This window comes from Streptomyces sp. R35 (assembly GCF_041053035.1).
GTDB classification, from domain to species: Bacteria; Actinomycetota; Actinomycetes; order Streptomycetales; family Streptomycetaceae; genus Streptomyces; species Streptomyces lutosisoli.
In genome coordinates, this window is record NZ_CP163440.1 from 3236692 (window position 1) to 3259399 (window position 22708).

The 22708-nt window shown below is 70.6% G+C and carries 22 protein-coding genes and 1 pseudogene; 12 read left to right on the forward strand and 11 right to left on the reverse strand.

Features of this window, described 5'->3' with window-relative positions; genetic code table 11:
* Positions 1-18 precede the first annotated feature (18 nt).
* Complete coding sequence (gene map / locus AB5J50_RS14930; protein ID WP_369258269.1) at positions 19-876, forward strand: type I methionyl aminopeptidase; 858 nt, start codon at positions 19-21, stop codon at positions 874-876.
* A 180-nt stretch (positions 877-1056) separates the two neighbouring features.
* Positions 1057-1725 carry a heme oxygenase (biliverdin-producing) gene (locus AB5J50_RS14935; protein WP_369258271.1) on the forward strand — a complete coding sequence of 223 codons (669 nt, stop codon included), beginning with the start codon at positions 1057-1059 and terminating at the stop codon, positions 1723-1725.
* A 246-nt stretch (positions 1726-1971) separates the two neighbouring features.
* Here AB5J50_RS14935 and AB5J50_RS14940 read toward each other — a convergent pair whose 3' ends face one another.
* The 3 genes from AB5J50_RS14940 to AB5J50_RS14950 all read right to left on the reverse strand — a co-directional run bounded on the left by AB5J50_RS14940 (position 1972) and on the right by AB5J50_RS14950 (position 3967).
* A complete protein-coding gene (locus tag AB5J50_RS14940) occupies positions 1972-2616 on the reverse strand; it encodes a PhzF family phenazine biosynthesis protein (protein ID WP_369258273.1) in 645 nt (214 codons plus the stop codon).
* Positions 2609-3499, reverse strand: coding sequence for a hypothetical protein (locus tag AB5J50_RS14945; protein ID WP_369258275.1), 891 nt, complete (start codon positions 3497-3499; stop codon positions 2609-2611). Before AB5J50_RS14945 ends, AB5J50_RS14940 begins: the two co-directional genes overlap by 8 nt.
* 84 nt (positions 3500-3583) lie before the next feature.
* Complete coding sequence (locus AB5J50_RS14950) at positions 3584-3967, reverse strand: hypothetical protein (protein WP_369258277.1); 384 nt, start codon at positions 3965-3967, stop codon at positions 3584-3586.
* On the opposite strand from AB5J50_RS14950, the pseudogene AB5J50_RS14955 reads away from it, so the two are divergent.
* The 5 genes and pseudogenes from AB5J50_RS14955 to AB5J50_RS14975 all read left to right on the forward strand — a co-directional run.
* Positions 3956-4225: pseudogene (locus AB5J50_RS14955) on the forward strand (hemin ABC transporter ATP-binding protein); the annotation flags it as partial. The gene AB5J50_RS14950 and the pseudogene AB5J50_RS14955 sit on opposite strands and share 12 nt — an antisense overlap.
* Positions 4226-4417: 192 nt before the next feature.
* A complete protein-coding gene (gene efeO, locus AB5J50_RS14960) occupies positions 4418-5563 on the forward strand; it encodes an iron uptake system protein EfeO (protein WP_369258279.1) in 1146 nt (381 codons plus the stop codon).
* A 10-nt stretch (positions 5564-5573) separates the two neighbouring features.
* Positions 5574-6887: an iron uptake transporter deferrochelatase/peroxidase subunit gene (gene efeB, locus AB5J50_RS14965; RefSeq protein ID WP_369258281.1), complete on the forward strand. Its 1314-nt coding sequence runs from the start codon at positions 5574-5576 to the stop codon at positions 6885-6887.
* Positions 6888-6890: 3 nt separating this feature from the next.
* Positions 6891-7766: an iron uptake transporter permease EfeU gene (efeU, locus tag AB5J50_RS14970; RefSeq protein WP_327428236.1), complete on the forward strand. Its 876-nt coding sequence runs from the start codon at positions 6891-6893 to the stop codon at positions 7764-7766.
* Positions 7723-8736 (forward strand): hypothetical protein, encoded by a 1014-nt coding sequence (locus AB5J50_RS14975; RefSeq protein ID WP_369258283.1) that lies wholly within the window; start codon positions 7723-7725, stop codon positions 8734-8736. Before efeU ends, AB5J50_RS14975 begins: the two co-directional genes overlap by 44 nt.
* A 79-nt stretch (positions 8737-8815) precedes the next feature.
* Here the strand turns inward: AB5J50_RS14975 and AB5J50_RS14980 are convergent, their stop codons facing one another.
* Positions 8816-9550, reverse strand: coding sequence for a bifunctional DNA primase/polymerase (locus AB5J50_RS14980; protein WP_369258284.1), 735 nt, complete (start codon positions 9548-9550; stop codon positions 8816-8818).
* Positions 9551-9724: 174 nt separating this feature from the next.
* Between AB5J50_RS14980 and AB5J50_RS14985 the strand changes: the two genes are divergently transcribed.
* Positions 9725-10570, forward strand: coding sequence for a glycerophosphodiester phosphodiesterase (locus AB5J50_RS14985; RefSeq protein WP_369258285.1), 846 nt, complete (start codon positions 9725-9727; stop codon positions 10568-10570).
* Here the strand turns inward: AB5J50_RS14985 and AB5J50_RS14990 are convergent.
* The 4 genes from AB5J50_RS14990 to AB5J50_RS15005 all read right to left on the reverse strand — a co-directional run bounded on the left by AB5J50_RS14990 (position 10549) and on the right by AB5J50_RS15005 (position 15008).
* Positions 10549-11169 (reverse strand): TetR/AcrR family transcriptional regulator, encoded by a 621-nt coding sequence (locus AB5J50_RS14990; RefSeq protein WP_369258287.1) that lies wholly within the window; start codon positions 11167-11169, stop codon positions 10549-10551. The genes AB5J50_RS14985 and AB5J50_RS14990 overlap by 22 nt on opposite strands.
* A gap of 54 nt (positions 11170-11223) precedes the next feature.
* Positions 11224-12216, reverse strand: a complete 993-nt coding sequence (locus AB5J50_RS14995; RefSeq protein WP_327428241.1) for a small ribosomal subunit Rsm22 family protein — start codon at positions 12214-12216, stop codon at positions 11224-11226.
* Between the two features lie 303 nt (positions 12217-12519).
* Positions 12520-13692, reverse strand: a complete 1173-nt coding sequence (locus AB5J50_RS15000; protein ID WP_369265398.1) for a serine hydrolase domain-containing protein — start codon at positions 13690-13692, stop codon at positions 12520-12522.
* Positions 13647-15008, reverse strand: a complete 1362-nt coding sequence (locus AB5J50_RS15005) for a multidrug effflux MFS transporter (RefSeq protein WP_369258289.1) — start codon at positions 15006-15008, stop codon at positions 13647-13649. The genes AB5J50_RS15000 and AB5J50_RS15005 overlap by 46 nt, the downstream gene beginning before the upstream one ends.
* A 93-nt stretch (positions 15009-15101) precedes the next feature.
* On the opposite strand from AB5J50_RS15005, the gene AB5J50_RS15010 reads away from it, so the two are divergent.
* Positions 15102-16109 carry a Gfo/Idh/MocA family protein gene (locus tag AB5J50_RS15010; protein WP_369258291.1) on the forward strand — a complete coding sequence of 336 codons (1008 nt, stop codon included), beginning with the start codon at positions 15102-15104 and terminating at the stop codon, positions 16107-16109.
* 86 nt (positions 16110-16195) lie between these two features.
* Entirely contained in the window at positions 16196-16954 is a 759-nt protein-coding gene (locus AB5J50_RS15015; protein WP_327434988.1) for an SDR family oxidoreductase, read from the forward strand.
* A gap of 263 nt (positions 16955-17217) precedes the next feature.
* On the opposite strand, the gene AB5J50_RS15020 is transcribed toward AB5J50_RS15015, so the two are convergent.
* Complete coding sequence (locus tag AB5J50_RS15020) at positions 17218-18411, reverse strand: D-alanyl-D-alanine carboxypeptidase family protein (RefSeq protein ID WP_369258293.1); 1194 nt, start codon at positions 18409-18411, stop codon at positions 17218-17220.
* Positions 18412-18798: 387 nt separating this feature from the next.
* On the opposite strand from AB5J50_RS15020, the gene AB5J50_RS15025 reads away from it, so the two are divergent.
* Positions 18799-20274, forward strand: coding sequence for an ABC transporter permease (locus AB5J50_RS15025; protein ID WP_369258295.1), 1476 nt, complete (start codon positions 18799-18801; stop codon positions 20272-20274).
* Positions 20275-20363: 89 nt separating this feature from the next.
* A complete protein-coding gene (locus AB5J50_RS15030) occupies positions 20364-21131 on the forward strand; it encodes an ABC transporter ATP-binding protein (RefSeq protein ID WP_369258297.1) in 768 nt (255 codons plus the stop codon).
* 51 nt (positions 21132-21182) lie between these two features.
* Here AB5J50_RS15030 and AB5J50_RS15035 read toward each other — a convergent pair whose 3' ends face one another.
* Positions 21183-22175, reverse strand: a complete 993-nt coding sequence (locus AB5J50_RS15035; RefSeq protein ID WP_369258299.1) for an aldo/keto reductase — start codon at positions 22173-22175, stop codon at positions 21183-21185.
* Positions 22176-22259: 84 nt separating this feature from the next.
* Positions 22260-22586, reverse strand: a complete 327-nt coding sequence (locus AB5J50_RS15040) for a nuclear transport factor 2 family protein (protein ID WP_369258301.1) — start codon at positions 22584-22586, stop codon at positions 22260-22262.
* Positions 22587-22708 lie beyond the last annotated feature (122 nt).

Genomic DNA, 22708 nt, shown 5'->3' on the forward strand with positions numbered 1-22708 from the left:
CTGGTTAGACTCGCTGACATGTCTGGCCAGTCGCTGCTCGTACCAGGGGAGCTCTCTCCCACCCGTCCCGTACCGGGAAACATCCGGCGTCCCGAGTACGTGGGCAAGCCCGCCCCCACGCCGTACACCGGACCGGAGGTGCAGACGCCCGAGACGATCGAGGCGATGCGGACCGCCGGGCGGATCGCCGCGCAGGCGATGGCCGAGGCGGCGAAGCTCATCGCGCCGGGTGTGACGACGGACGAGCTGGACCGGGTGGCGCACGACTACATGTGCGACCACGGCGCCTACCCCTCGACCCTCGGCTACCGCGGTTTCCCCAAGTCGCTGTGCACCTCCGTCAACGAGGTCATCTGCCACGGCATCCCGGACTCCACTGTCCTGCGGGACGGCGACATCATCAACCTCGACGTGACGGCGTACATCGGCGGCGTGCACGGCGACAACAACGCCACGTACCTGGTCGGGGACGCCGACGAGGAGTCGAGGCTGCTGGTGGAGCGGACCCGGGAGTCCCTCAACCGTGCCATCAAGGCCGTCAAGCCGGGCCGCCAGATCAACATCATCGGGCGTGTCATCGAGTCGTACGCGAAGCGGTTCGGGTACGGGGTGGTGCGAGACTTCACCGGTCACGGGATCAACTCCTCCTTCCACTCCGGGCTGATCGTTCCCCACTACGACAGCCCGCACGCGACGACCGTCATCCAGCCCGGGATGACCTTCACCATCGAGCCGATGCTCACGCTCGGTACGCACGAGTACGACATGTGGGACGACGGGTGGACCGTCGTGACGAAGGACCGGAAGCGGACGGCGCAGTTCGAGCACACGCTGGTCGTCACCGACAGTGGCGCGGAGATCCTGACCCTGCCGTAACCCTGGTCCCCACTGTCCCCGAGCCCGCCCTGTCCACAGGGCGGGCTTTCTCATGTGAGCTTGATCGGGAATCGGGGTACCGTTTTACCGACAGGGTGTCGGGAAGTCATTGACTTAGGTAAGCCTAACCATAGAAGATGGGCTGGCTCTCGTCCCTACCTCTTCGGCTCCGGAGGCCTCATGAACGCGACGGACACGTCGAGCGCCACGTTCTCGACACTCATTCGCACCGCGTCGCACGAGCAGCACGTGGAGGCGGAGACGTCGACGTTCATGAGCGACCTGCTCGGCGGCCGGCTGGGCGTCGAGGCGTACGCGCGGTACACCGAGCAACTGTGGTTCGTGTACGAGGCGTTGGAGGCGGACGTCGAGCGTCTGGCCGCCGATCCGGTGACCGGGCCCTTCATCCAGCCCGAGCTGCTGCGCCGCACCGCCCTCGAGCGCGACCTGGCCCATCTCCGGGGCCCCGACTGGCGCGCGACGCTCACCGCGCTGCCCGCGACCCGGGCGTACGCCGACCGCGTGGCCGAGTGCGCCCGCGAGTGGCCCGGCGGTTACATCGCCCACCACTACACCCGCTACCTCGGCGACCTCTCCGGCGGCCAGATCATCCGCGGCAAGGCCGAACAGACCTGGGGCTTCACCCGCAAGGGCGACGGCGTCCGCTTCTACGTCTTCGAGGACATCACCAACCCTGCGGCGTTCAAGCGGGGTTACCGCGAACTGCTGGACGGGGTCCTCGCCGACGACCTGGAGAAGCAGCGCATCATCACCGAGTGCAAGCGCGCGTTCGCCCTCAACACGGCGGTCTTCGTGGCCCTGGGGGAAGAGTTCCCCTTGAGCGCGTAGGCCTGCCGGCTCGGGGCGGTCGGGGGGCTTGGACGTCGGCTGCGGGTGTCTTAAGGCGCGGGGCTTCGCCCCGCGATCCCCCGCCCGCCCCGGTTCTTTGACTGCGGGCCGGTGGGGGCTTGTCGCGCAGTTCCCCGCGCCCCTAAAAGGGGCGCGGGGAACTGCGCAATCTTTTCAGCGGGGGTCTGGGGGCGCAGCCCCCAGGGATGGGACGGGTAGGGGCGGCGGGGGCGAAAGAAGCGCGGCTCAGCGCTCCAGGTGTACCCGGCCACCCACCTCCACCCAACCCCCCGGCTGCGGCGCGGTAAGGATCTGCGACCCCACCCCCTGCACAATGTTCAGCGCCCGCCCCAGCTCATGCGTAAGAAGCAGCGCCGCCGCCCCCGTAGCCTCGTCCTCGTCGATCCCGTCGTCCCGCCCGGGAAACGCCCGAGCCCGCACCCGCCCCGCAGCCTCGTCCTCCCAGGCCCAGGCATAGATCCACTCACCAGGCTCGGGAACAGCCAGCGCATCGACCTCGGCACCGGACCCGTACCGCCGCAACGTACGCGCCGGCGCCCACTCCGCCCGCGCCTCGATCCAGCTGAACTCCCCGTCCAGCCGCACCCCCACCACCCCGGCAGGCGTGACCAGTTCGGGTACGTCGAGCAGCCACCCCACCCCGACACACGGATGCCCGGCGAACGGCAACCGCAGCGTGGGCGTGTAGATGTCGATGACCCCCCGCTCGGGGTCGTCGACGAACACGGTCTCGCTGAAGCCGAGCTTCGCGGCAAGCTCCTGCCGGTCCTCGCGGTCCGGCAGCACCGAGCCCTCGCGGACGACACCGAGCTCATTGCCGTACCCGCCGTCGGGTCCACAGAAGACCCGCAGCACGTCGTAGTCAGTCACTCCGGCATTCAAACATCACCTGCGCCGCGAGGTCGTCCCAGGCCGCGGGACCGCCGGGCAGGGGCCAGGAGCGGGTGAGGCCGTGGTCGTACGGCAGCGAGGACATCACCTCGCCGTACGCCCGCTCCAGGGTGGCCCGCTCGCGCTCCACGCCCAGTCCCGAGCGGTCACGCAGCCGCTCCATCCGCTGCTCGTGCCCCGCGGTCACCTCGTCCGCCGTGCGCCGCCAGACATCCTCGTCCGGCGCACGGGCCAACACCACGCACGCGGGGTCCCGGCCCTCCGCCAACGCCGCCACGGCCCGGTCGTGCCCGTCCAGGATCAGCCAGCCGTCGAGGGATGAGACCCACCACAGGAGTACAGGAGCCCGCGTGCCCTCACGTACGTGTTTTCGGTACGCCTTCACGCGGGGCGCGTCGGGCGGTGAGAGCTCACGCAGCGGGACGACGCCCTGCCAGCCGCCCGCGCACCAGTCGAGGTAGCAGGCGGGCCAGTCGCGCGGGAAGTCGCCGGACCAGACGTACGGCGGGAACGTCCGCGCCTCGCTCAGCAGCCAGCGCCCGTCGTGCAGCGGGCCGTCCGCCGACTCCTCCAGCCAACCGGCATACAAGTGCGCCCAGTTGCCCGCGGACCGGGTCAGGGCCGAGCGGATGGGCGGCAGCGGGGAGCGGTAGCCGTCGAGGCGGTGCACGAAGAGGCCCTCGTAGGAGAGGTTGCCCTCGGGCCCGCGGTCGATCCGGCCGAGGAGCAGCGGGTGCCCGCCCTGGCGGAGCAGCAGCCGGCCCCCGTCCGCCGACTCGAACCGCAACGGCGGCGGACCGGGGCGACCGGTCACCTCCAGCACGAGGCCGCCCGCCCCCAACAGTTCCCTCTTCATGTTCATCGAGAAGAGTGTCGGGGACGGGCGGCCTCGGGCCCACTCGTTTACCGGGTGGGCCCGACTGCTCCTACCGGGCGTGCCTGACTGCTACACACCCTCGGTGCGCCGCCTGCGCATCGCGTACACCACGCCCGCGCCCGCCGCGACGGCCACCGCGCCCGCGGTGCCGACCGCTCCGGCCGGCACCGACGAACCCGTGGAGGCGAGCGCACCGCTCACGCCGCCGGTGGTGGAGCCGGTCGTGCCCGTGCCGCCCGTGGAGCCGGAGGTTCCGGAGCTGTCGGAGTCGCCCGAGTCAGCGGAGCCGCCGGACCCCGACTCGCCGTCGTCGCCCGGCAGTTGGGCGTCCTCGCTCAGCGCCACCGACAGGTCCACCGGGTCCAGCTCGGCGCCCGCGGTGTAGAAGCCGCCGAACGCCTCGTCGTCGCCGACACCTTCCGCGAACTCCATGTCACCAGCGACCTCAGACACCAGGAGTTGGTGCTGCGTGTGTGCCGGGAAAGGGCGCGCGCCGGGGACGCGGTGGTTGTGGTGCTGCACGATCTGGGGCTCGCGAGCGCGTACGCGCGCCGGGTGGCGATTCTGTGCGCCGGTTGTGTCGCGGCTGACGGTCCGCCGGGCGACGTCCTCACCGGCGACTTGCTGAGTGACGTCTATCGGCAGCCCGTGGAGGTGTTCCCGCACCCCAGGACCGATGCCGCCCTGATCACTCCGAGACGGGACTCTTGACCTGCGCTTGACCAGTTCATGGGGTGCGTTTTGAGCCGCCGTGATCAAGCCGTTCCTATGCGACGACTGTGAGAGCTGAATCACCGGACCGGTGGGTATCAGTGAGGCAAGCCTCAGATAAGTTAGGCCAGCCTCACCATCCCCGCACGGGCCCCGCCGTGCGGATTGTCCGATTCTTCTCTTGGAGCCTGAATGCGAGCCGTCCGACTCTCAGTTGTCACCGCTGCCGCCACCGCGGCCGCTCTGACCGCCGTCACGGGCTGCACCGAGAAGAGCGACGCCAAGAACGGCGACGCGATCAAGGTGACCGCCGCCGACTCCAAGTGCACGACCTCGTCGAAGTCGGTCCCCGCCGGCCAGGTCACGCTGCAGATCGAGAACAAGGGCTCGAAGGCCACCGAGGTCGAGATCCTCTTCCCGGACGACCGGATCGTCTCCGAGAAGGAGAACATCGGCCCGGGCACCAAGTACACGCTGACCGCCGAGGTCAAGGCCGGTTCGTACGAGATCGCCTGCCGCCCCGGCATGAAGGGCCTCGGCGTCCGCCAGAAGCTCACGGTCACCGGCGGCAAGGTCGCCAAGCGCGACCCGCGCCTCGACAAGGCCGTCGCCGCCTACCGCGAGTACGCGCAGGAGCAGGCCGACGCCACGCTGCCCAAGGCCGAGGCGTTCGCCAAGGCCGTCAAGGCCGGCGACATCGAGGCCGCGAAGAAGGAGTTCGCCGACTCGCGCCTGGGCTGGGAGCGCACCGAGCCCGTCGCGGAGTCCTTCGGTGACATCGACCCGAAGGTCGACGTCCGCGCGGACGGTCTGGAGGACGGCCAGAAGTGGACGGGCTGGCACCGCCTGGAGAAGTCCCTCTGGGAGGACAAGAAGATCGGCGCCGAGGAGAAGACCCTCGCCGACAAGCTGGTTTCCGACCTGACCGACTGGCAGAAGCGCGTCGGCAAGGCCGTGATCACCCCGACCTCCATGGCCAACGGCGCCAAGGAGCTGCTCGACGAGGTCGCCACCGGCAAGGTCACCGGCGAGGAGGACCGCTACTCGCACACCGACCTGAGCGACTTCAAGGGCAATGTCGAGGGCGCGCAGAAGGCGTACGAGCTGCTGAAGCCGGTCGCCAAGGAGAACGACGCCGCGCTGACGACCGAGCTCGACAAGCAGTTCACCGCGCTGAACACGCTGCTGGACAAGTTCCGCACGGACGGGACGGATAAGACACAGTACGACTTCACCTCGTACGACAAGGTCGGCAAGGCCGACCGCAAGGAGCTCTCGGACGCGGTCAACGCGCTCGCCGAGCCCCTGTCCAAGCTCGCCGCCGCCGTCGTGAAGTAGGAGCCGCACCATGACGGACAACACGGACACCACGAGCACCACCGAAGCCTCCGAAGCCGAAGCCTCGGGAGCCGCGGAGGCCGCCACCGGCGCCTCTCCCTCCCGGCGTTCGCTGATCGGCTGGGGCGGTGCCGGGCTCGCGCTCGGTGCCGCCGCGGCCGGCGGCGCGGTGGCGATGACCCGTACCGGCAACGACGTGGACCCGACCGCCGCCGAAGCCGGCGCCGCGGTCGCCTTCCACGGCGCGAACCAGGCGGGCATCGCGACCCCGGTGCAGGACCGGCTGCACTTCGCCGCGTTCGACGTGAAGACGGACGACCGCGCCGAGTTCGTAGAGATGCTGAAGGAGTGGACGGCCGCCGCGCGCCGGATGACCGGCGGGCACACCGTCGGCGAGGGCGCGTACGGCGGTCTCGCCGAGGCGGCGCCGGACGACACCGGCGAGGCGCTGGGCCTCAAGCCCTCGCGGCTGACGCTGACGATCGGCTTCGGACCCTCCCTGTTCGAGAAGTTCGGACTGAAGGACCAGCGGCCCGAGGCTCTGGTCGATCTGCCGAAGTTCCCGGGCGACGCCCTGGAGAAGGCGCGCAGCAACGGCGATCTGTGTATCCAGGCGTGCGCGGACGACCCGCAGGTCGCGGTGCACGCGATCCGCAACCTCGCCCGGATCGGCTTCGGCAAGGTCGCCATCCGCTGGTCGCAGCTGGGCTTCGGCAAGACCTCGTCGACGACACCGGACGCGCAGACCCCGCGCAATCTGATGGGCTTCAAGGACGGCACCCGCAACATCGCGGGCACCGAGACGGACCGCCTGAAGAAGTTCGTGTGGGTGGGCGAGAAGGACGGTCCCGACTGGATGACCGGCGGCTCGTATCTCGTCGCCCGCCGCATCCGGATGCACATCGAGACGTGGGACCGGACCTCGCTCCAGGAGCAGGAGGACATCTTCGGCCGCGACAAGGGCGAGGGCGCCCCGGTCGGCAAGGCCAAGGAGCACGACAAGCCGTTCCTGAAGGCGATGAAGCCCGACGCGCATGTGCGGCTCGCGCACCCCGACTCCAACGACGGGATCACGATCCTGCGCCGCGGCTACTCCTTCACGGACGGCACCGACGGCCTCGGCCGTCTTGAGGCGGGCCTGTTCTTCCTCGCGTACCAGCGTGACGTCCGCAAGGGCTTCATCCCGGTGCAGCGCAGCCTGTCGCGCACCGACGCGCTCAACGAGTACATCCAGCACGTGAGTTCGGCGGTCTTCGCCGTCCCGCCCGGCGTCCGTGACAAGGACGACTGGTGGGGCCGGGCGCTGTTCTCCAAGGAGGCGTAGCCCGTGTTCAGCAACTATCTGATCGGCTTGCGCGAGGGTCTGGAAGCCAGCCTCGTCGTCTGCATCCTCATCGCCTATCTGGTGAAGACGGACCGCAAGGACGCCCTGAAGCCGATCTGGATCGGCATCGGCGTCGCGATCACCGTGGCCCTCGGCTTCGGCTGCGCGCTGGAGTTCGGCTCCCAGGAGATGACGTTCAAGGCGCAGGAGGCGCTCGGCGGTTCGCTGTCGATCCTCGCCGTGGGCCTGGTGACGTGGATGGTCTTCTGGATGCGGCGTACGGCCCGGCACCTCAAGTCGGAGCTGCACGGCAAGCTGGACGCGGCCCTGGCGATGGGCACGGGCGCGCTGGTCGCGACCGCGTTCCTGGCCGTCGGCCGTGAGGGCCTGGAGACGGCGCTGTTCGTGTGGGCGTCGGTGCACGCGGCCAGCGACGGCACCCCCCGCCCGCTGATCGGCGTCGCCCTCGGCCTCGCCACCGCGGTCTTCCTCGGCTGGCTCTTCTACCGCGGCGCACTGAAGATCAACCTCGCCAAGTTCTTCACCTGGACCGGCGGCATGCTGGTCGTCGTCGCCGCGGGTGTGCTCGCGTACGGCGTCCACGACCTCCAGGAGGCCGACTTCATCCCCGGCCTGACGAACCTGGCCTTCGACATCAGCAACACCATCGATCCGACGAGCTGGTACGGCACCCTCCTGAAGGGCGTCTTCAACTTCCAGCCCGACCCGACCGTCCTCCAGGTCACGGTGTGGGCGCTGTACCTGGTCCCGACACTCGCGATCTTCCTCGCCCCGGTAGGGTTCGCCTCCGGGAAGGGGAAGGTGAAGGCACCTGATGAGCACGGATCGCGCGGGTCGCAGCCCACGAAGGCTTCGTAGTCTCAACCAATTCGCCCTGGCAACGGGGGCGGTGACCGTTCTGTCGTTGACGGCGAGCGGCTGCGTGGTGGTGCACGGCGAGCGGGAGATCGTGCCGGCGGCGACACGGGCGGAGGCCGCCCGCGCGCTCAAGGACTTCACCACCGCGTACAACAAGGCGGACAAGGAGTACGACCGTTCGCTGGACGCGGACCGGGTCACCGGGCCGCTCGCCGACATCGACGGCGCCAAGCTGAAGGCCGGGCACAAGAACAACCCGGGCGGCAATCCGGCGCCTTCGGCGCTGACGTTCAGCGACGCGAAGTTCGTGATACCCGCGAAGGCGGCCTGGCCGCGCTGGTTCGTGGCCGACACGGCCGCCAACAAGGGTGTGCCGGGCAGCCGTTGGCTGCTGGTCTTCACCCGCGGCGACGCGAACGACGTATGGCAGGTCTCGTATCTGACCGTGCTCGCCGCCGACGACGTACCGAAGTTCAAGACGGACGAGAACGGCTATGCCCAGCCGGTCACCGCCGACGACGCGGCCCTGGCGATCGAGCCGGAGAAGCTGAGTCAGTCGTACGCGACGTATCTGAAGGCCGGCGGTGACACCTTCGCCGCGGGCACGCACACCTCGCAGTGGCGGGCCCAGCGCAAGAAGTTCGCCAGCAAGCCCGGTCTCGCCCGGCAGTACATCGACGAGCCGCTGACCTCGGGCGACTACGCCCCGGTGGGGCTGCGCACCGCGGACGGCGGGGCGCTGGTGTTCTTCACCACGCACCGCTACGAGAAGCAGACCGCCGCGGCGGGCACCGAGATCCCCGCGCCCACCGCGGACGTGCAGGCCCTGACGACCGGCGAGATCAAGCAGTCCCTCACCCTGGAGTTCGTCTCCAACCAGGCGGCCCTGGACCCGGCGAAGAGCTCGGGGAGCCAGGGAGTGTCGATCCTGGGGCGGATCGAGGGGCTGACGGGGGCGAAGGGCGAGTAGCGGCAGAAGCCGGCCGCACCTGGCTGTGCCCTGCCCTCAGGGTTCAGCTTCGGGGTTCAGCCTCGGGGTTCTTCGGGGTTCAGCCTCGGTGCGGCCAGGCAGCCAGCTGGTCCGACTCGTTCTCGCCCGCGTAACGGGCACACGCGTCGGTGAGGATTTCCAGGAGGGTGAGCGGGTCCGGCAGGGCGTACTCCGGCCCGCGTACCCACTCGACCGTCAGATCACCCGGCAACCGCGCCGGCGGAACGAGCACGTACGACCCACGGCAGTGCCACCGCAGCCCCGGATGCTCGTCCATCGTCTCGGGATGGCAGTCCAGCTCGCAGGGCCACCACTCGTCCTCGTCCTCGGGCGTACCCCGCGTGGCCGTGAAGAAGAGCATCCGGTCACCGCCCGACTCCGCGACGGGCCCCACCTCGATACCGGAAGCCAGCAGCCGCTTCAGCGCCTCGCGCCCGGCGTCGAGCGGCACGTCGAGGACGTCGTGCGTCATGCCGGTCGCGGTGATGAAGTTGGCCTTCGGCTGGTGCCGGGCCCAGCGCTCGATCTGCGCGCGGTCGGTGGTGGACTGCGTCTGCCAGGCGAAGGAGACGGGGTGGCGCGCGGGGGTGGGACAGCCGACGCGGTCACAGGAACACCGGTAGCCGGAGGGGTACGCGGCCTGCGCGAGCGGCAGCCCCGCGGCGGCAGCGGCGAGCAGCAGGGTCTCACGCCCGCCGTCAGCGGTCTCCGATGGACCCTTCGGGCGGAGTCCCCGCAGCCACTGGGAGATCCTGCCCTGCGTGCCGGAGCGGTGGCCGAACTCTGCGCTCATATATCCCCTCGCCTCGCCTCGCCGTTGTGCCCACGTCCTGCCCTATGGTCCCACCATCCTGCGCCCCGGGTGGCCAGAGCCCACATCCGGGGTAGGTGGGGCTATGCCTCACCCCGGCCCGGATCGAGTGTCATTACCGGCTTTCATACGATTATTCCGCCTACCGTTGTCGCCATGGTCACCAGGACTGCACTCATTGGTCTCGCCGGCCTCGCCTCGCTGACTCTGGCGGGCCCCGGCGGCATCCCGGCCCCGCCGGAGTGGGGCACGGGCCCGCTGACGGTGGACGCCCTCCCCCGCGTCGTCCATGTCGCCCACCGCGGCGGCGCCCGGGAAGTGCCGGAGAACAGCATGTCGGGACTGATGGCGGCGTACGAGCGCGGTACGGCGCAGGTGCTCGACCTCGACACCCGGATGCTGCGCGACGGGACCGTGGTGGTCATGCACGACGCGACGCTGAACCGCACGACCTACGCGGGCGGCGCGGTGCGGGATCTGGATATCCGGGAGTGGCGGGGCGTGCGCCTGCACCCCAGGGATTCCCTCCCCGGCAGCTGGCGGGCGGAGCGCCCACCGACCGTCGCCGACGTGCTGGACCGCTTCGGCGGGCGGATCGTCCTGACGCTGGAGGCCAAGGACCCCGACAGCCTGGACACGCTCGCCGCGATGCTCCGCGCCCGCGGACTGACCCGGTCGGTGTTCGTGAACTCCAACGACCCGGAGGTGGCCCGGCGCGCCCACCGCCTGGGCCTGGTCAGCCAGTTGTGGCGCTCGGCGGCCCAGCTGCGCACCGACCGCCCCGAGCGCTGGGCGTCGTTCGTCGACCTCCTCGACGTCGACCACAAGGCACGTGACACCGATCTCGTACGGGCGGCGAGATCCGGCGTCCCACGCGTGTGGGCGCACACCGTGGTCACTCCGGCCCAGCGCGACCGGGCGCTCGCGCTGGGCTGCGACGGCGTCATCACGGACGCGCCGGGCCGGTTGTGGAAGGCCCCTCAGCGAGGGGTGAGGCCGTAGAGGGCGTACTCGACGAGGGCGTCGGTGTATTCGTACGAGATCGGGCCCGTGCGCTGGAGCCAGCGCTGGGCGAGCGGGGAGACGAACAGCTCCAGGGCGATGCGGGGGTCGATGTCCTGGCGTACGGCACCTTTGTCCTGCGCCGAGCGCAGCCGCCGTACATACAGCTGGAGTTGGGGTTCCAGAAGCTTGGTCACGAACTCGACGCCGAGCCGTTCGTTGACCACGCCCTCGGCGGCCAGGGCGCGCGCGGGGGCCTCGAACCTGGGCTCCAGCAGCTCGTCCACGGTGGCGCGCAGGACCAGTTTGAGGTCGGCGGCCAGATCTCCCGTGTCCGGGATCTCGTACGACTCCTGCCCCGCCGCCTGCGCGCCCTGCTCACCCAGGTCCGTGAACGCGTCGAGCAGCACGTCCGCCTTCGACGACCACCAGCGGTAGATCGTCTGCTTGCCGACTCCGGCGCGGGCCGCGATGCCCTCGATCGTGGTCTTGGGGTAGCCGACCTCGCCGACGAGTTCGAGGGCGGCGGCGTGGATCGCCCGACGCGACTTCTCGCTGCGGCGGGTGGAATCGGGGCTGGTCTTGGGCTTCTGGGCCATGACCCGAACCTACCAGGGCAACGATACGGATCGTCTCGTCCCCTGCGGCCCCCACTAGTCCTCCGCGGCCGGCGGCCAGGCGTCGCCCCACTCCGCGTCACGGGCCGCCCTGTACAGCGGTCCGTGACGCTTCGTCACCGTCTCCCGGCGCAGGGCCTCGTCCGGCTCGCACAGGTCGAGAAGCACCTGGCCCTTGCGGATCTGCGGCTTGCGTACGACGCGGGAGGGGGCCGGGGTGGGCGGGAAGCGGGTGGCGGCGACGTAGCTGAACTTCTCGTCCTCGTACGGCAGGGAGCCGCCCTTGACCTGGCGGTGCAGCGAGGAACGGGCGACCCGGGCGGAGAAGTGGCACCAGTCCTCTCCGGGGACGATGGGGCAGGCCGCGCTGTGCGGGCAGGGCGCGGCGACATGGAACCCGGCGCGGATCAGGCGGTCACGGGCCTCGATGACGCGGGCGTAGCCGTCGGGGGTGCCCGGCTCGATGATCACGACGGCCTGGGCGGCGGCCGCGGCGGCGTCGACCACGGAGCCGCGGTCGGCCTCGGTCAGCTCGCCGAGGACGTACGACACGGTGACGAGATCAGTGCTCTCGATGGTGAGCGCTGATCCGATACGAGAGCGGTGCCACTCGGCGCCCTTCAGCTCCGGGTTCGCCGCGGCGATCTCCCGGCCGAGGGCGAGCGCGGGCTCGGCCCAGTCCAGCACCGTCACCGGGCGGGCGCCCTCCCACGTCGCGTTCACCGCCCAGGTGGCCGCGCCCGTGCCGCCGCCGACGTCCACGTGGCTCGCCGGCGTCCACCCCGGGACCGCGTCCGCGAACGCGTCCAGCGCCGCGCGGACCGCCTCGAATGTCGCCGGCATCCGGTAGGCCGCGTACGCCACCACGTCCGAGCGGTCGCGGAGGATCGGGGTGTGGGTCGGGGTGGTGCCCCGGTAGTTGGCGATCAGCCGGTCGACCGCCTGCGTGGCTGCCTTTGGGGGGAGGCCGTCGAGGAGGGCCGCGAGGGCGGTGCGCAGGGTGTCGGCGGGGGGTACGGGGGCGTTCACCCGGCGATTCTACGGTCGCCGGGACCCCCGGGTTCCAAACGGTTTCGCCCCCGCCGCCCCTACCCGTCCCATCCCTGGGGGCTGCGCCCCCAGACCCCCGCTAAAAGATTGCGCAGTTCCCCGCGCCCCTGAAAAACGTGGGCGGGCGGGGAATCGCGGGGCGAAGCCCCGCGCCGTCAGGGGCGCGGGGAACTGCGCGAACGGCCCCCACCGGCCCGCAGACGACACACAACCCACGGGGTCTGGGGCGGAGCCCCAGAAGGATGGGACGGGTAGGGGCGGCGGGGACGAGAAGCCCGGGGGTCAGGCGCCGCGTACCGCCCTGGCCAGTCGCGTCCCGGCAGCGGCCCGCGGCTCGCTGTCCGCGGGGCGGCGTCTGGGGTGGACGGTGTTGGCGAGGAGCACCAGGAACGTGTCCGTCGCCGGGTCCAGCACCAGCGACGTACCCGTGAAGCCCGTATGGCCGGCCGCACCGTGCCCCGCGAGCGCGCCCATGAACCAGGGCTGGTCGAGGGCGAAGCCGAGGCCGGGTGGGGTGAGGAGGAGTTCGACGAAGTCGGGGCCGAGGATGCGGGCGGGGCCGTAGGAGCCGCCGGCCAGGAGGGTGCGGCAGAAGACCGCCAGGTCGCGGGCGGTGGAGAAGAGGCCCGCGTGGCCCGCCACTCCGCCGAGCGCCCACGCGTTCTCGTCGTGGACCACGCCCCGCAGCATCCCCCGGTCCACCTTGGCCCACGGCCGCCGCTGATCCTCCGTCGCCGCCGCGCCCGGGCAGGGCCCGAACCCCGTGGCCGTCATGCCGAGCGGCCGTGTGATGCCGTCCCGGACGAGGACGTCGAGCGCGCGCCCGGTGACGCGCTCCAGCACGTACTGGAGGAGGAGCGGGTTGAGGTCGGAGTACAGGTACTCGCCCGGTTCGGACGTCGGGGGCTCGGCCCGGAGCATCGTGAGCCGCGCCGCGTCGTCCGGGCAGTCGTACAGCGGGAGTTCGGGGCGCAGCCCGGAGGTGTGGGTGAGCAGCTGTCGTACGGTGATGTCGTACGCGGCGGCCGCGCGGAACTCCGGAAGATACGCGCCGACCCGCGCGTCGATGCCCAGCGTGCCGCGCTCCAGCTGCTGCACCGCGGTGACCGCCGTGAACAGCTTGGTGAGGGAGGCCAGGTCGAAGGGCGTGTGGACGGTCATGGGCACCCGTGCCCCCGGCGGGAGTTCGACGCCCTTGTCCGCCGCCTCGTCGTAGGACGCGTACCGCACCGCCCACCCCGCCGCCTCCTCGACGGCGATCACCGGGCCGCGCCCCGCGACCAGCACCACGCCCGCCGCCCAGGGGTTCGCCCCGCGCGTGAGGGCGCGTACCTCTCGTACGAGCTGACGCAGTTCTCCGGGGTCGAGTCCGGCCCGTTCGGGTGTGTCGACGCGCAGTCTCGGTGCGCTCAGCTGTCCGCCGCCTTTCCGTCCGGTGTGCGTCCCGTCTGCCAGGGACGGCACAGTCCCACGAAGCAGGCGATGGCCACCAGTACTGCGGCCAGTTGGACGACGGCCATCGGGACGGCGGTGTGCTCCCCGGCGATTCCGACGAGGGGCGAGGCGATCGCGCCGATGAGGAAGGAGGAGGTGCCCAGCAGCGCGGAGGCGGAGCCGGCGGCGTGCCGGACGCGCATGAGGGCGAGCGCCTGTGTGTTGGGCAGGGCGATGCCCATCGCGGACATGAGCACGAACAGCGCGGCGGCCACCGGGACCAGGCCGGCCTCGCCGAAGACGCCGGAGGACATCAGCAGCAGCGCGGTCGCGGCGACGGCGATGGCCGCGAGACCGACGGCGAGGACCTTGTCGAGGCTGACCCGGCCGACCAGGATCTTGCCGTTGATCTGCCCGACGATCACCAGGCCGACGGAGTTGAGGCCGAAGAGCAGGCTGAACGTCTGGGGCGAGGCTCCGTAGATCTCCTGCACCACGAACGGGGACGCCGAGATGTACGCGAACAGCGCGGCGAACGCGAAGCCGCCCGCGAGCATGTACCCGGCGAAGACCCGGTCGGCGAGCAGTCCGCGCATCGCGCGCAGCGCCTCGCCGACGCCGCCGCTGTGCCGTTCGCCGGGCGCGAGGGTCTCGGGGAGCCGGAACCAGACGACGGCCGTCAGCGCGATGCCGACCGCCGTGAGGACGACGAACACGCCCCGCCAGTCGGTGAAGCGCAGGATCTGCCCGCCGATGAGCGGCGCGACGATCGGGGCGACGCCGGAGATCAGCATGAGGGTGGAGAAGAAGCGGGCCATCGCCATGCCGTCGTACAGATCGCGGACGACAGCCCGGGCGATCACGATCCCGGCCGCGCCCGCGAGGCCCTGCGCCAGCCGGAAGGCGACGAGGAGTTCGACGTTGGGCGCCAGGGCGCACAGCACGGTGGCGACGACGTAGACGGCGAGGCCGGCGAGCAGCGGCCGCTTGCGGCCCCATCGGTCGCTCATCGGTCCGACCACGAGCTGTCCGAGCGCCATCCCGGCGAGGCAGGCGGTGAGCGTGAGCTGCACGGTCGCGGCCGGGGCGTGCAGCGACCTCGTGACCTCCGGCAGCGACGGGAGGTACATGTCCATCGCCAGCGGGGGCGTGGCGGTGAGCCCGCCGAGGATCAGGGTGACGAGGAGTCCGGTGCGGCGGAGGGCGCCGGCGTCGGGGGTCCCGCCGGGGGCTGCCTCTGCCGGGGCGGCGGGCGGCGCCGGGTCGGCGGCCGGCGACGTGGCGTCGGCGACCGCCGTGTTCGGTATGTGTCCTGCCGGGCCGTCCTGGTCCCGCATGTGCCCCTCCCTCTCCGACTCTCCGAGTAATCCGCCACCTATGCTCTCAGTTCGAACGGAGTGTTCGGGGTCACAGAGCAAGGGCGGGCGACGATGGCGGGCGAACGCGAACGCGTGCGGTGGGGCATTCTGGCGACCGGCGGGATCGCCGCGGCGTTCACGGCGGATCTGGTGGACATGCCGGACGCGGAGGTCGTGGCCGTCGCCTCGCGCACGGACGCCTCGGCGAAGGCGTTCGCGGAGCGGTTCGGGATACCGAGGGCGTACGGGGACTGGGCGTCGCTGGCCGAGGACGCGGACGTCGACATCGTGTACGTCGCCACTCCGCACTCGGCGCACCGGGCGGCGGCCGGGATGTGTCTTGAGGCCGGGCGCCATGTGCTGTGCGAGAAGGCGTTCACGCTGAACGCGCGGGAGGCCGAGGAGCTGGTCGCGCTCGCGAAGCGGCACGACCGGTTCCTGATGGAGGCCATGTGGATGTACTGCAATCCGCTGGTCCGGCGGCTGAAGGCGCTCGTCGACGACGGTGTGATCGGTGAAGTGCGCACGGTTCAGGCCGACTTCGGGCTGGCCGGCCCCTTCCCGTCCTCGCACCGGCTGCGGGACCCCGCACAGGGCGGCGGCGCGCTGCTCGATCTCGGCGTCTACCCGGTGTCGTTCGCGCAGCTGCTGCTCGGGGAGCCCTCGGACATCACCGCGAGAGCAGTGCTCTCCGACGAGGGCGTCGATCTCCAGACGGGAGCACTGCTCTCCTGGGAGAGCGGCGCTCTCGCTTCGGTGCACTGCTCCATCAATGGCGGAACCCCCGTCGCCGCATCCGTCACCGGCTCCGCGGGCCGTATCGACATCCCCGGCGGATTCTTCTTCCCGGACCACTTCGTCCTGCACCGCGACGGCCGCGACCCCGAGACGTTCACGGCCGACCCGGCGTCCGGCGCACGCAACAGCCTCAAGCACGAGGCCGCCGAGGTGATGCGCGCCCTGCGCGCCGGCGAGGCCGAGTCCCCGGTCGTCCCCCTCGACGGCAGCCTCGCCGTGATGCGGACGCTCGACGCGATACGGGACCGCATCGGCGTCCGCTACCCCGGCGAGACCGCCTGACGCCATCCGGGACGCCGCCGCACCCTGGCGGACGTGGTGCTCATGGACGTACACCTCCCCGTCTACGCTGCGGCCCCATGAACGCCATGCATCCCAAGCAGACGAAGATCGCGGTCGTAACCGGAGCGGGCTCCGGCATCGGCCGGGCCGTAGCCGCCGAACTGCTGCGTACCGGCTGGTCGGTGGCGCTGGCCGGACGCAGGACCGAGACGCTGGAGGAGACGGCGGCTCTCGTACCCGAGGGGCCCTCGATCGCCGTACGCGCGGACGTCTCGCGGCCGGACGACGTGGCCGCCCTGTTCGCGGCCGTACACGATCACTTCGGGCGGCTCGACCTGCTCTTCAACAACGCCGGTACGTTCGGCCCGGGCGGCGTCCCCCTCGAAGAGCTGCCGTACGAGGCGTGGCGGCACGTCGTGGACACCAACCTCAACGGCGCGTTCCTGTGCGCGCAGGCGGCGTACCGGCGGATGAAGGAGCAGGACCCGCAGGGCGGCCGGATCATCAACAACGGCTCGATCTCGGCGCACACCCCGCGCCCGCAGTCGATCGCGTACACGGCCACGAAGCACGCGCTGACCGGGCTGACCAAGTCGTTGTCCCTGGACGGGCGTCCGTACCGGATCGCCTGCGGTCAGATCGACATCGGGAACGCGGCCACCGACATGACCGAGCGCATGCGAACCGGAACCCTCCAGGCGAACGGCGAACTGGCGATCGAGCCGGTGATGGATGTGGCCGATGTGGCGCGCACGGTCCGGCACATGGCGGAGCTGCCCCTGGAGGCGAATGTGCAGTTCGCGACGGTGCTGGCGACGACGATGCCGTACGTGGGACGTGGCTGAGGCGGACGCGTCCACGTCGTCAACGGTTCGTCAACAACTCAACCTGCACAAACGGAAGCTGAACCTCCGGACCATATAGGCCGGTAGTGGGCTTATGCTCAACATCTCCTCCATCAGAGCTTCACACTTGGAGCACGAGACTTCGGTACGGCCACTGGTCCACACCGAGGGGGGAGGTGGCAGCCGTTCCGCGGCCCGGGTGGGGGTGGACCTCGCGTGGGACCGCGGGGTGTGCACCGGACCGTGGAGCGGCTGCCCCGCAATCAGCGCCGGTGACGGCCGTCCGCCATGTCGTCCACCGCGTCGTCCACCGCGCCCCCGGCCGCCTTGCGCCGGCGGTTGCGCAGCGCCCACGCCCCGCCCGCGAGCAGCAGCGCGGCTCCCGCGGCCCCGCCGGCCGGCCCCCACGACGAACCGTCCGCCGCCGCCGCGGCCGGAGCGCCCGCGGCCGCCTTCGCCGACTTCGCCGCCTTCTGGGTGGCTGCCGCGCTCGCGCCGCCCTCACTGAGCGGATCGACCAGCGTGCCGACCGGCTGAGCCTTGGCCGCGTTCTTGAAACCCCAGTCGAGCAGCTGGGCCGTCTCCTGGTAGACGCTGCTGCCGCCGCTCTTCGGGTGCATCACCGTGACGAGGAGGGTCCGCCCGTCGCGGGTCGCGGCCCCGGTGAAGGTGTTGCCGGCGTTGCTGGTGTAACCGTTCTTCACACCGATCAGACCGTCGTACGTCTCCACGCCCCACGCGCCCGTGAGCAGCCGGTCGGTGTTCTGGATCTGGAAGGTCTTCTTGCCGCCGGCCGGGAAGTCGGCGGTCTTCGTCGAGCAGTAGGCACGGAAGTCGGCGTCGGCGAGGCCGTGCCGGGCGAAGAGCGTCAGGTCGTACGCGGACGACAGCTGCCCCTTGTGGTCGAAGCCGTCGGGGCTGACCACATGGGTGTCCAGGGCCTGCAGATCCTGGGCCTTGGCCTGCATCTGCGCGACGGTCTCGGGGACACCGCCGTTCATATGGCTGAGCACGTGCACCGCGTCGTTGCCGGAGCGCAGGAAGACGCCCTGCCACAGCTGCTCGACGGTGTACGTGATGCCGGGCTTGACGCCGACGAGACTGGAGCCCGCGGGTATCCCGGCGAGGTCGGCGTCGGTCACCTTGTGCTTCTCGGTCCGCTCGAACTTCTTCAGCACGGTGTCCGCGAACAGCATCTTCAAAGTGGATGCGGGCGCGAGGCGCTTGTGCGCGTTGTAGGAGGCGAGCACCTCGCCGCTCTCGTGGTCCGCGACCAGCCAGGCGCGGGCGGTGAGCCTCTTGGGCAGCCCCGAGGCTCCGCGCATCTGGACGCCGGTGCGGCCGAGCCGTTCACCGCCGATCGTGGTGGCGGCGTACGAGGGGGAGGCGGCGGCCAGCGGGACGGCCGCGGCGAGGCCGAGAGCGGCACGACGGGAGAGCCGAGAAGAATCACGCATCCCGGGACCGTACAAAGTGCGTCCGCGAGGCGGTACAGCGGGGTGATAAAGGAAAGGAACACCGCGTCCAAAGACACGGTAAAGCGGCACGGCGTGAAGGCGCGCGCAAGGGCGTGCAAGAGGCGCGGGCCCGCCCCGTACGACCGTCCACCGTCCCACCGGGAGATGCGTACCGGGCGGGCCCGCTGTTCTTCACCGAGGAGTCACTCAACAGGCGTTTCCTGGCAGTACGCCCTAGAGACCTTAGGAATCAGCTGTCTTACGGAATATTGATTTCGGTCGCCACTTTCTCAGCCCTCACACATCTCTTACTCAGCCCGACTCAAAGGTTCCTCCATAGCTTGTGGCCGCGCCCACAGCGGGCGCCAAGAACCTTTGAGGAACGGGATGTTTGGCATCTATCTCAAGCGTGAGCTGAGCCGGCGCAAGAAGGCGGCGCTGGTGATCGCCATGGGTCTGGCGCTCGGTATCGCGCTGGTCATCACCGTCAACTCGGTGTCGGCCGGCATGCAGCAGGCTCAGGACAAGGTCCTGAAGTCGCTGTACGGGCTCGGCACCGACATGACGGTCACGAAGGCCCAGACGGCACCCACGAGCAGCTCCTCCGGCCGGCCGAAGTTCAACTTCGACGCCAAGTCGAACGACAGCAGCGACACCCAGAGCTCGGACCGCGTGATGACCCAGGGCGGTCAGTCCCTGAAGTCCTCGCTCGTCACCAAGGTCGCCGCGCAGAAGGGCGTGGCGAGCGCGGTCGGCGCACTGAGCCTGAACGTCACCAAGGTCGACGGCTCCTTCACCCAGGGCAAGGCGAAGTCCACCACCGGTTCCTCCAGCACGCAGCAGGGCGGCCCCGGCGGCCAGAGCAGCGGCAGCACGGGTGCCCCGCAGGTGCAGGGCGGCGGCGCCTCCTTCGACGTGAACTCGTACTCAGTCGCGGGCGTCGACGTCACCAACCAGGATCTCGGCCCGCTGGCCACCTCGAAGATCTCCACGGGCAAGACCTTCACGGCGTCGCAGACCAACGCGAAGGTCGCGGTGCTCAGCAAGTCGTACGCCAAGGAGAACAAGAAGACGGTCGGCAAGACCATCAAGATCTCCGGCACCAAGTACACGATCATCGGTATCGCCACGCCCGACAGCAGCGAGTCGACCACCGATGTCTACCTGCCGCTGAAGCAGGCGCAGTCGCTGGGTGACTCGAAGAACAAGGTCACCACGATCTACGTCAAGGCGACCGACTCGAAGCAGATCGCCACGGTCAAGAAGACGATCCAGGCGAACATCTCGGGTACGACGGTCACCACCTCGGCCGACCTCGCGGACACCGTCTCCGGCTCGCTGTCGACCGCCTCGAACCTGGCGACCAGCGTCGGCAAGTGGCTGTCCATCGCGGTTCTCATCGCCGCGTTCCTGGTGGCGGCGCTGCTCACCTCCTCCGCCGTCTCCCGTCGCGTCCGTGAGTTCGGCACCCTGAAGGCGCTCGGCTGGCCGTCCCGCAAGGTCACCCGCCAGGTCGTCGGCGAGTCCATGGTGAACGGTCTGCTCGGCGGCGCGCTCGGCATCGCCCTCGGTCTCGGCGCCGCGTACACGGTGACGGCGATCAGCCCGAAGCTGACGGCGGAGCTCGGTTCCACCAGCACCGGCGGTGGCGGTATGGGCGGCCCCGGTGGCGGCGGTCCCGGTCAGCAGGCGGCTTCGGCGGCCAAGAACACCATCGACATCGCGCTCTCCGCGCCGGTCTCGCTGACCACCATCGCGCTCGCCGCGAGCCTGGCCATCGCGGGCGGTCTGATCGCCGGTGCGATGGGCGGCTGGCGCGCCTCCCGGATGCGTCCCGCGGACGCCCTGCGCAGCGTCTCTTAATCCCCTTCGAGCACCACCCCTGAGCTGGGGCGCCGCGTCCACTCCCCCCGGGCCGCGGCGCCCCACCCCCTTCATCTTCGGAGACCTTCATGTACAAGCTCACCGGCGTCACCAAGCGCTACACACGGGGCAAGGAGACGGTGGAGGCGCTGCGCGGCATCGACCTCGCCATCGAGGACGGCGACCAGCTCGTCATCCAGGGCCCCACCGGCGGCGGCAAGTCGACGCTGCTCCAGATGATCGGCGGCCTGGACCGCCCGACCTCCGGCAGCGTCGAGCTGGACGGCGTGGACCTCGCCTCCATCAGCGAGGCCAAGCTGACCCGGCTGCGCGCCGAGAAGATCGGCATCATCTTCCAGTCGTTCAACCTCATCCCGACGCTGACCGCCCAGGAGAACGTCGAGACGGCCCTCGTGCCGCTCGGTGTGAAGCCCAAGGAGCGGCGCGAGCGGGCCGCCGAGGCCCTGACCTCGGTCGGTCTCGGCGACCGCCTGGGCCATGCGCCGTCGGAGCTGTCCGGCGGCCAGCAGCAGCGTGTCGCCATCGCGCGCGCCCTGGTCAAGAAGCCGAAGGTGCTGCTCGCGGACGAGCCGACCGGCAACCTCGACGAGGGCACCCGCGACGACATCATGGGTCTGCTCGAAGGGCTGTGGCACGAGTACGGGCTGACCTTCATCATGGTCACCCACGACTCGTCCATCGCCCGTCGCGCGCCGCGCCTCGCGACCATCAAGGCGGGGCAGATCACGCTGAAGGAGCAGGGCGGCGCGCGCCGCGCGGCACCTCAGCAGTACACCCAGCAGCCCGCGCAGCAGCAGCTCGCGCAGCAGCAGCCGTACGGCGGTCAGGGCTACTGATCACCCGGCGGCCGTATGACGGCTGCTGCCCGTGCGCGGTCCAGGGGCCGCTCAGCGTCCGAGAACGTGGTCGACTTCGGTCAACTGCGCGGCGGTGAGCGGCCCTTCGGCGATCGCGCCCGCGTTCTCCTCGGCCTGGGCGACCGAGCGGAACCCCGGGATGGGGACGGTGCGGGGGCTGCGCGCCCACAGCCAGGCGAGGGCGCCCTGCGCGAGGGTACGGCCGCCGCTGGTGAGGATCTCCTTGAGGGCGTCGACTCTGGCCAGCCAGTCCGGGTCGGCGGCTCCGTCGGCCGTGAAGCCGGGCAGCCACTCCGGCGGCTTCCTGCGGATGTCGCCGGCTTCGAGGGCCCGCCCCGCCGCATGCTTCCCGGTGAGCAACCCCATCGCGAGCGGACTGCGGTTGATGCTCGCGAGGTTCAACTCCTCGCAGACAGCGAGGAGTTCGGGTGCGTCCTGAAGGATGTTGAGACGATGCTGCACGGCCGCACAGTGCGCGCCCTCGGCGAAGACGGCCGCGCGCCCGGGGTCGTCGGTGCTCCACGCGTACGCGCGGATGAGCCCCTCTCGTACGAACTCCTCGCAGATGTCGCGCAGTTGGGCGGCGCGCTCCGGGTCGGCGTCGGAGAGGTGCAGCTGGTACAGGTCGACGTGGTCGGTGTCCAGGCGCCGCAGTGAAGCGGTCAGCGCGCGGCGGGCGTACGCCGGGGAGTCGTCGCTGCCGGTGAGCAGCCGGCGCTCCTCGTCGATCACGTTGCCCCACTTGGTGGCGAGGACCACGTCGGCCCGTCGCTTGCCGAGGGCGCGCGCGAGGACGCGCTCGCTGTGCCCGGCGCCGTACGCGTCCGCCGTGTCGAAGAACGTCACGCCGAGATCGAGGGCGCGCCGGATCGCCCGTACGGACTCCTCGTCGTCGACCTTGCCCCAGCCCAGCGGCTGCCCGTCGGGCGTCGCCCACTCACCACCGATGGCCCAGCAGCCGAAGCCGAGGGGGCTGACCTCGATGCCGCTGCGTCCCAGTGTCCTGTGCTCGGTTCTCTCCATGCCGCAGGACGTTAGGAGTTGGAGCGCACACGAAGGCAAGCCCTTGATGGGTTACGGGGGTTGCGTCCGCCGACTGGAGGACGGTTACGCCTGGCCGGTCTCGAAGTGGGTGATCTTTCCGCCGTCGTCGACGGTGAAGCTCCACTTCGTCTTCATCTCGCCCCAGGTGTCGTTGCTGTAGTGGGCGATGAGCGCGCGGCCGCCCTTGGACTCGTTGTCGACGTCCATATGGCCGTGGGAGGAGAAGATCTCCCGGTCGGTCCACTCGTCGAGGTCCCGGTCGGAGCCGTCGTCGGACATGGTCGCGCCGGGCGCGAGCAGCGCCTGGAAGGCCGCACGGTCGTGGGCGTTCACGGCGGTGACGAAGGCCCGGACGGCCGGGTCGCTGAGTTTCGCTACCTGAATCGTCATGGGAGCCAGACTCACACCGGTCCACGGCGCCCGCCACCCGAACGGCGGCGCGGGCGCGTCGGGCGCGGGTCATCGGTGCGACGGTGGAACGCGGGAGGGACCGGATATCGCCGTCGTCTGCT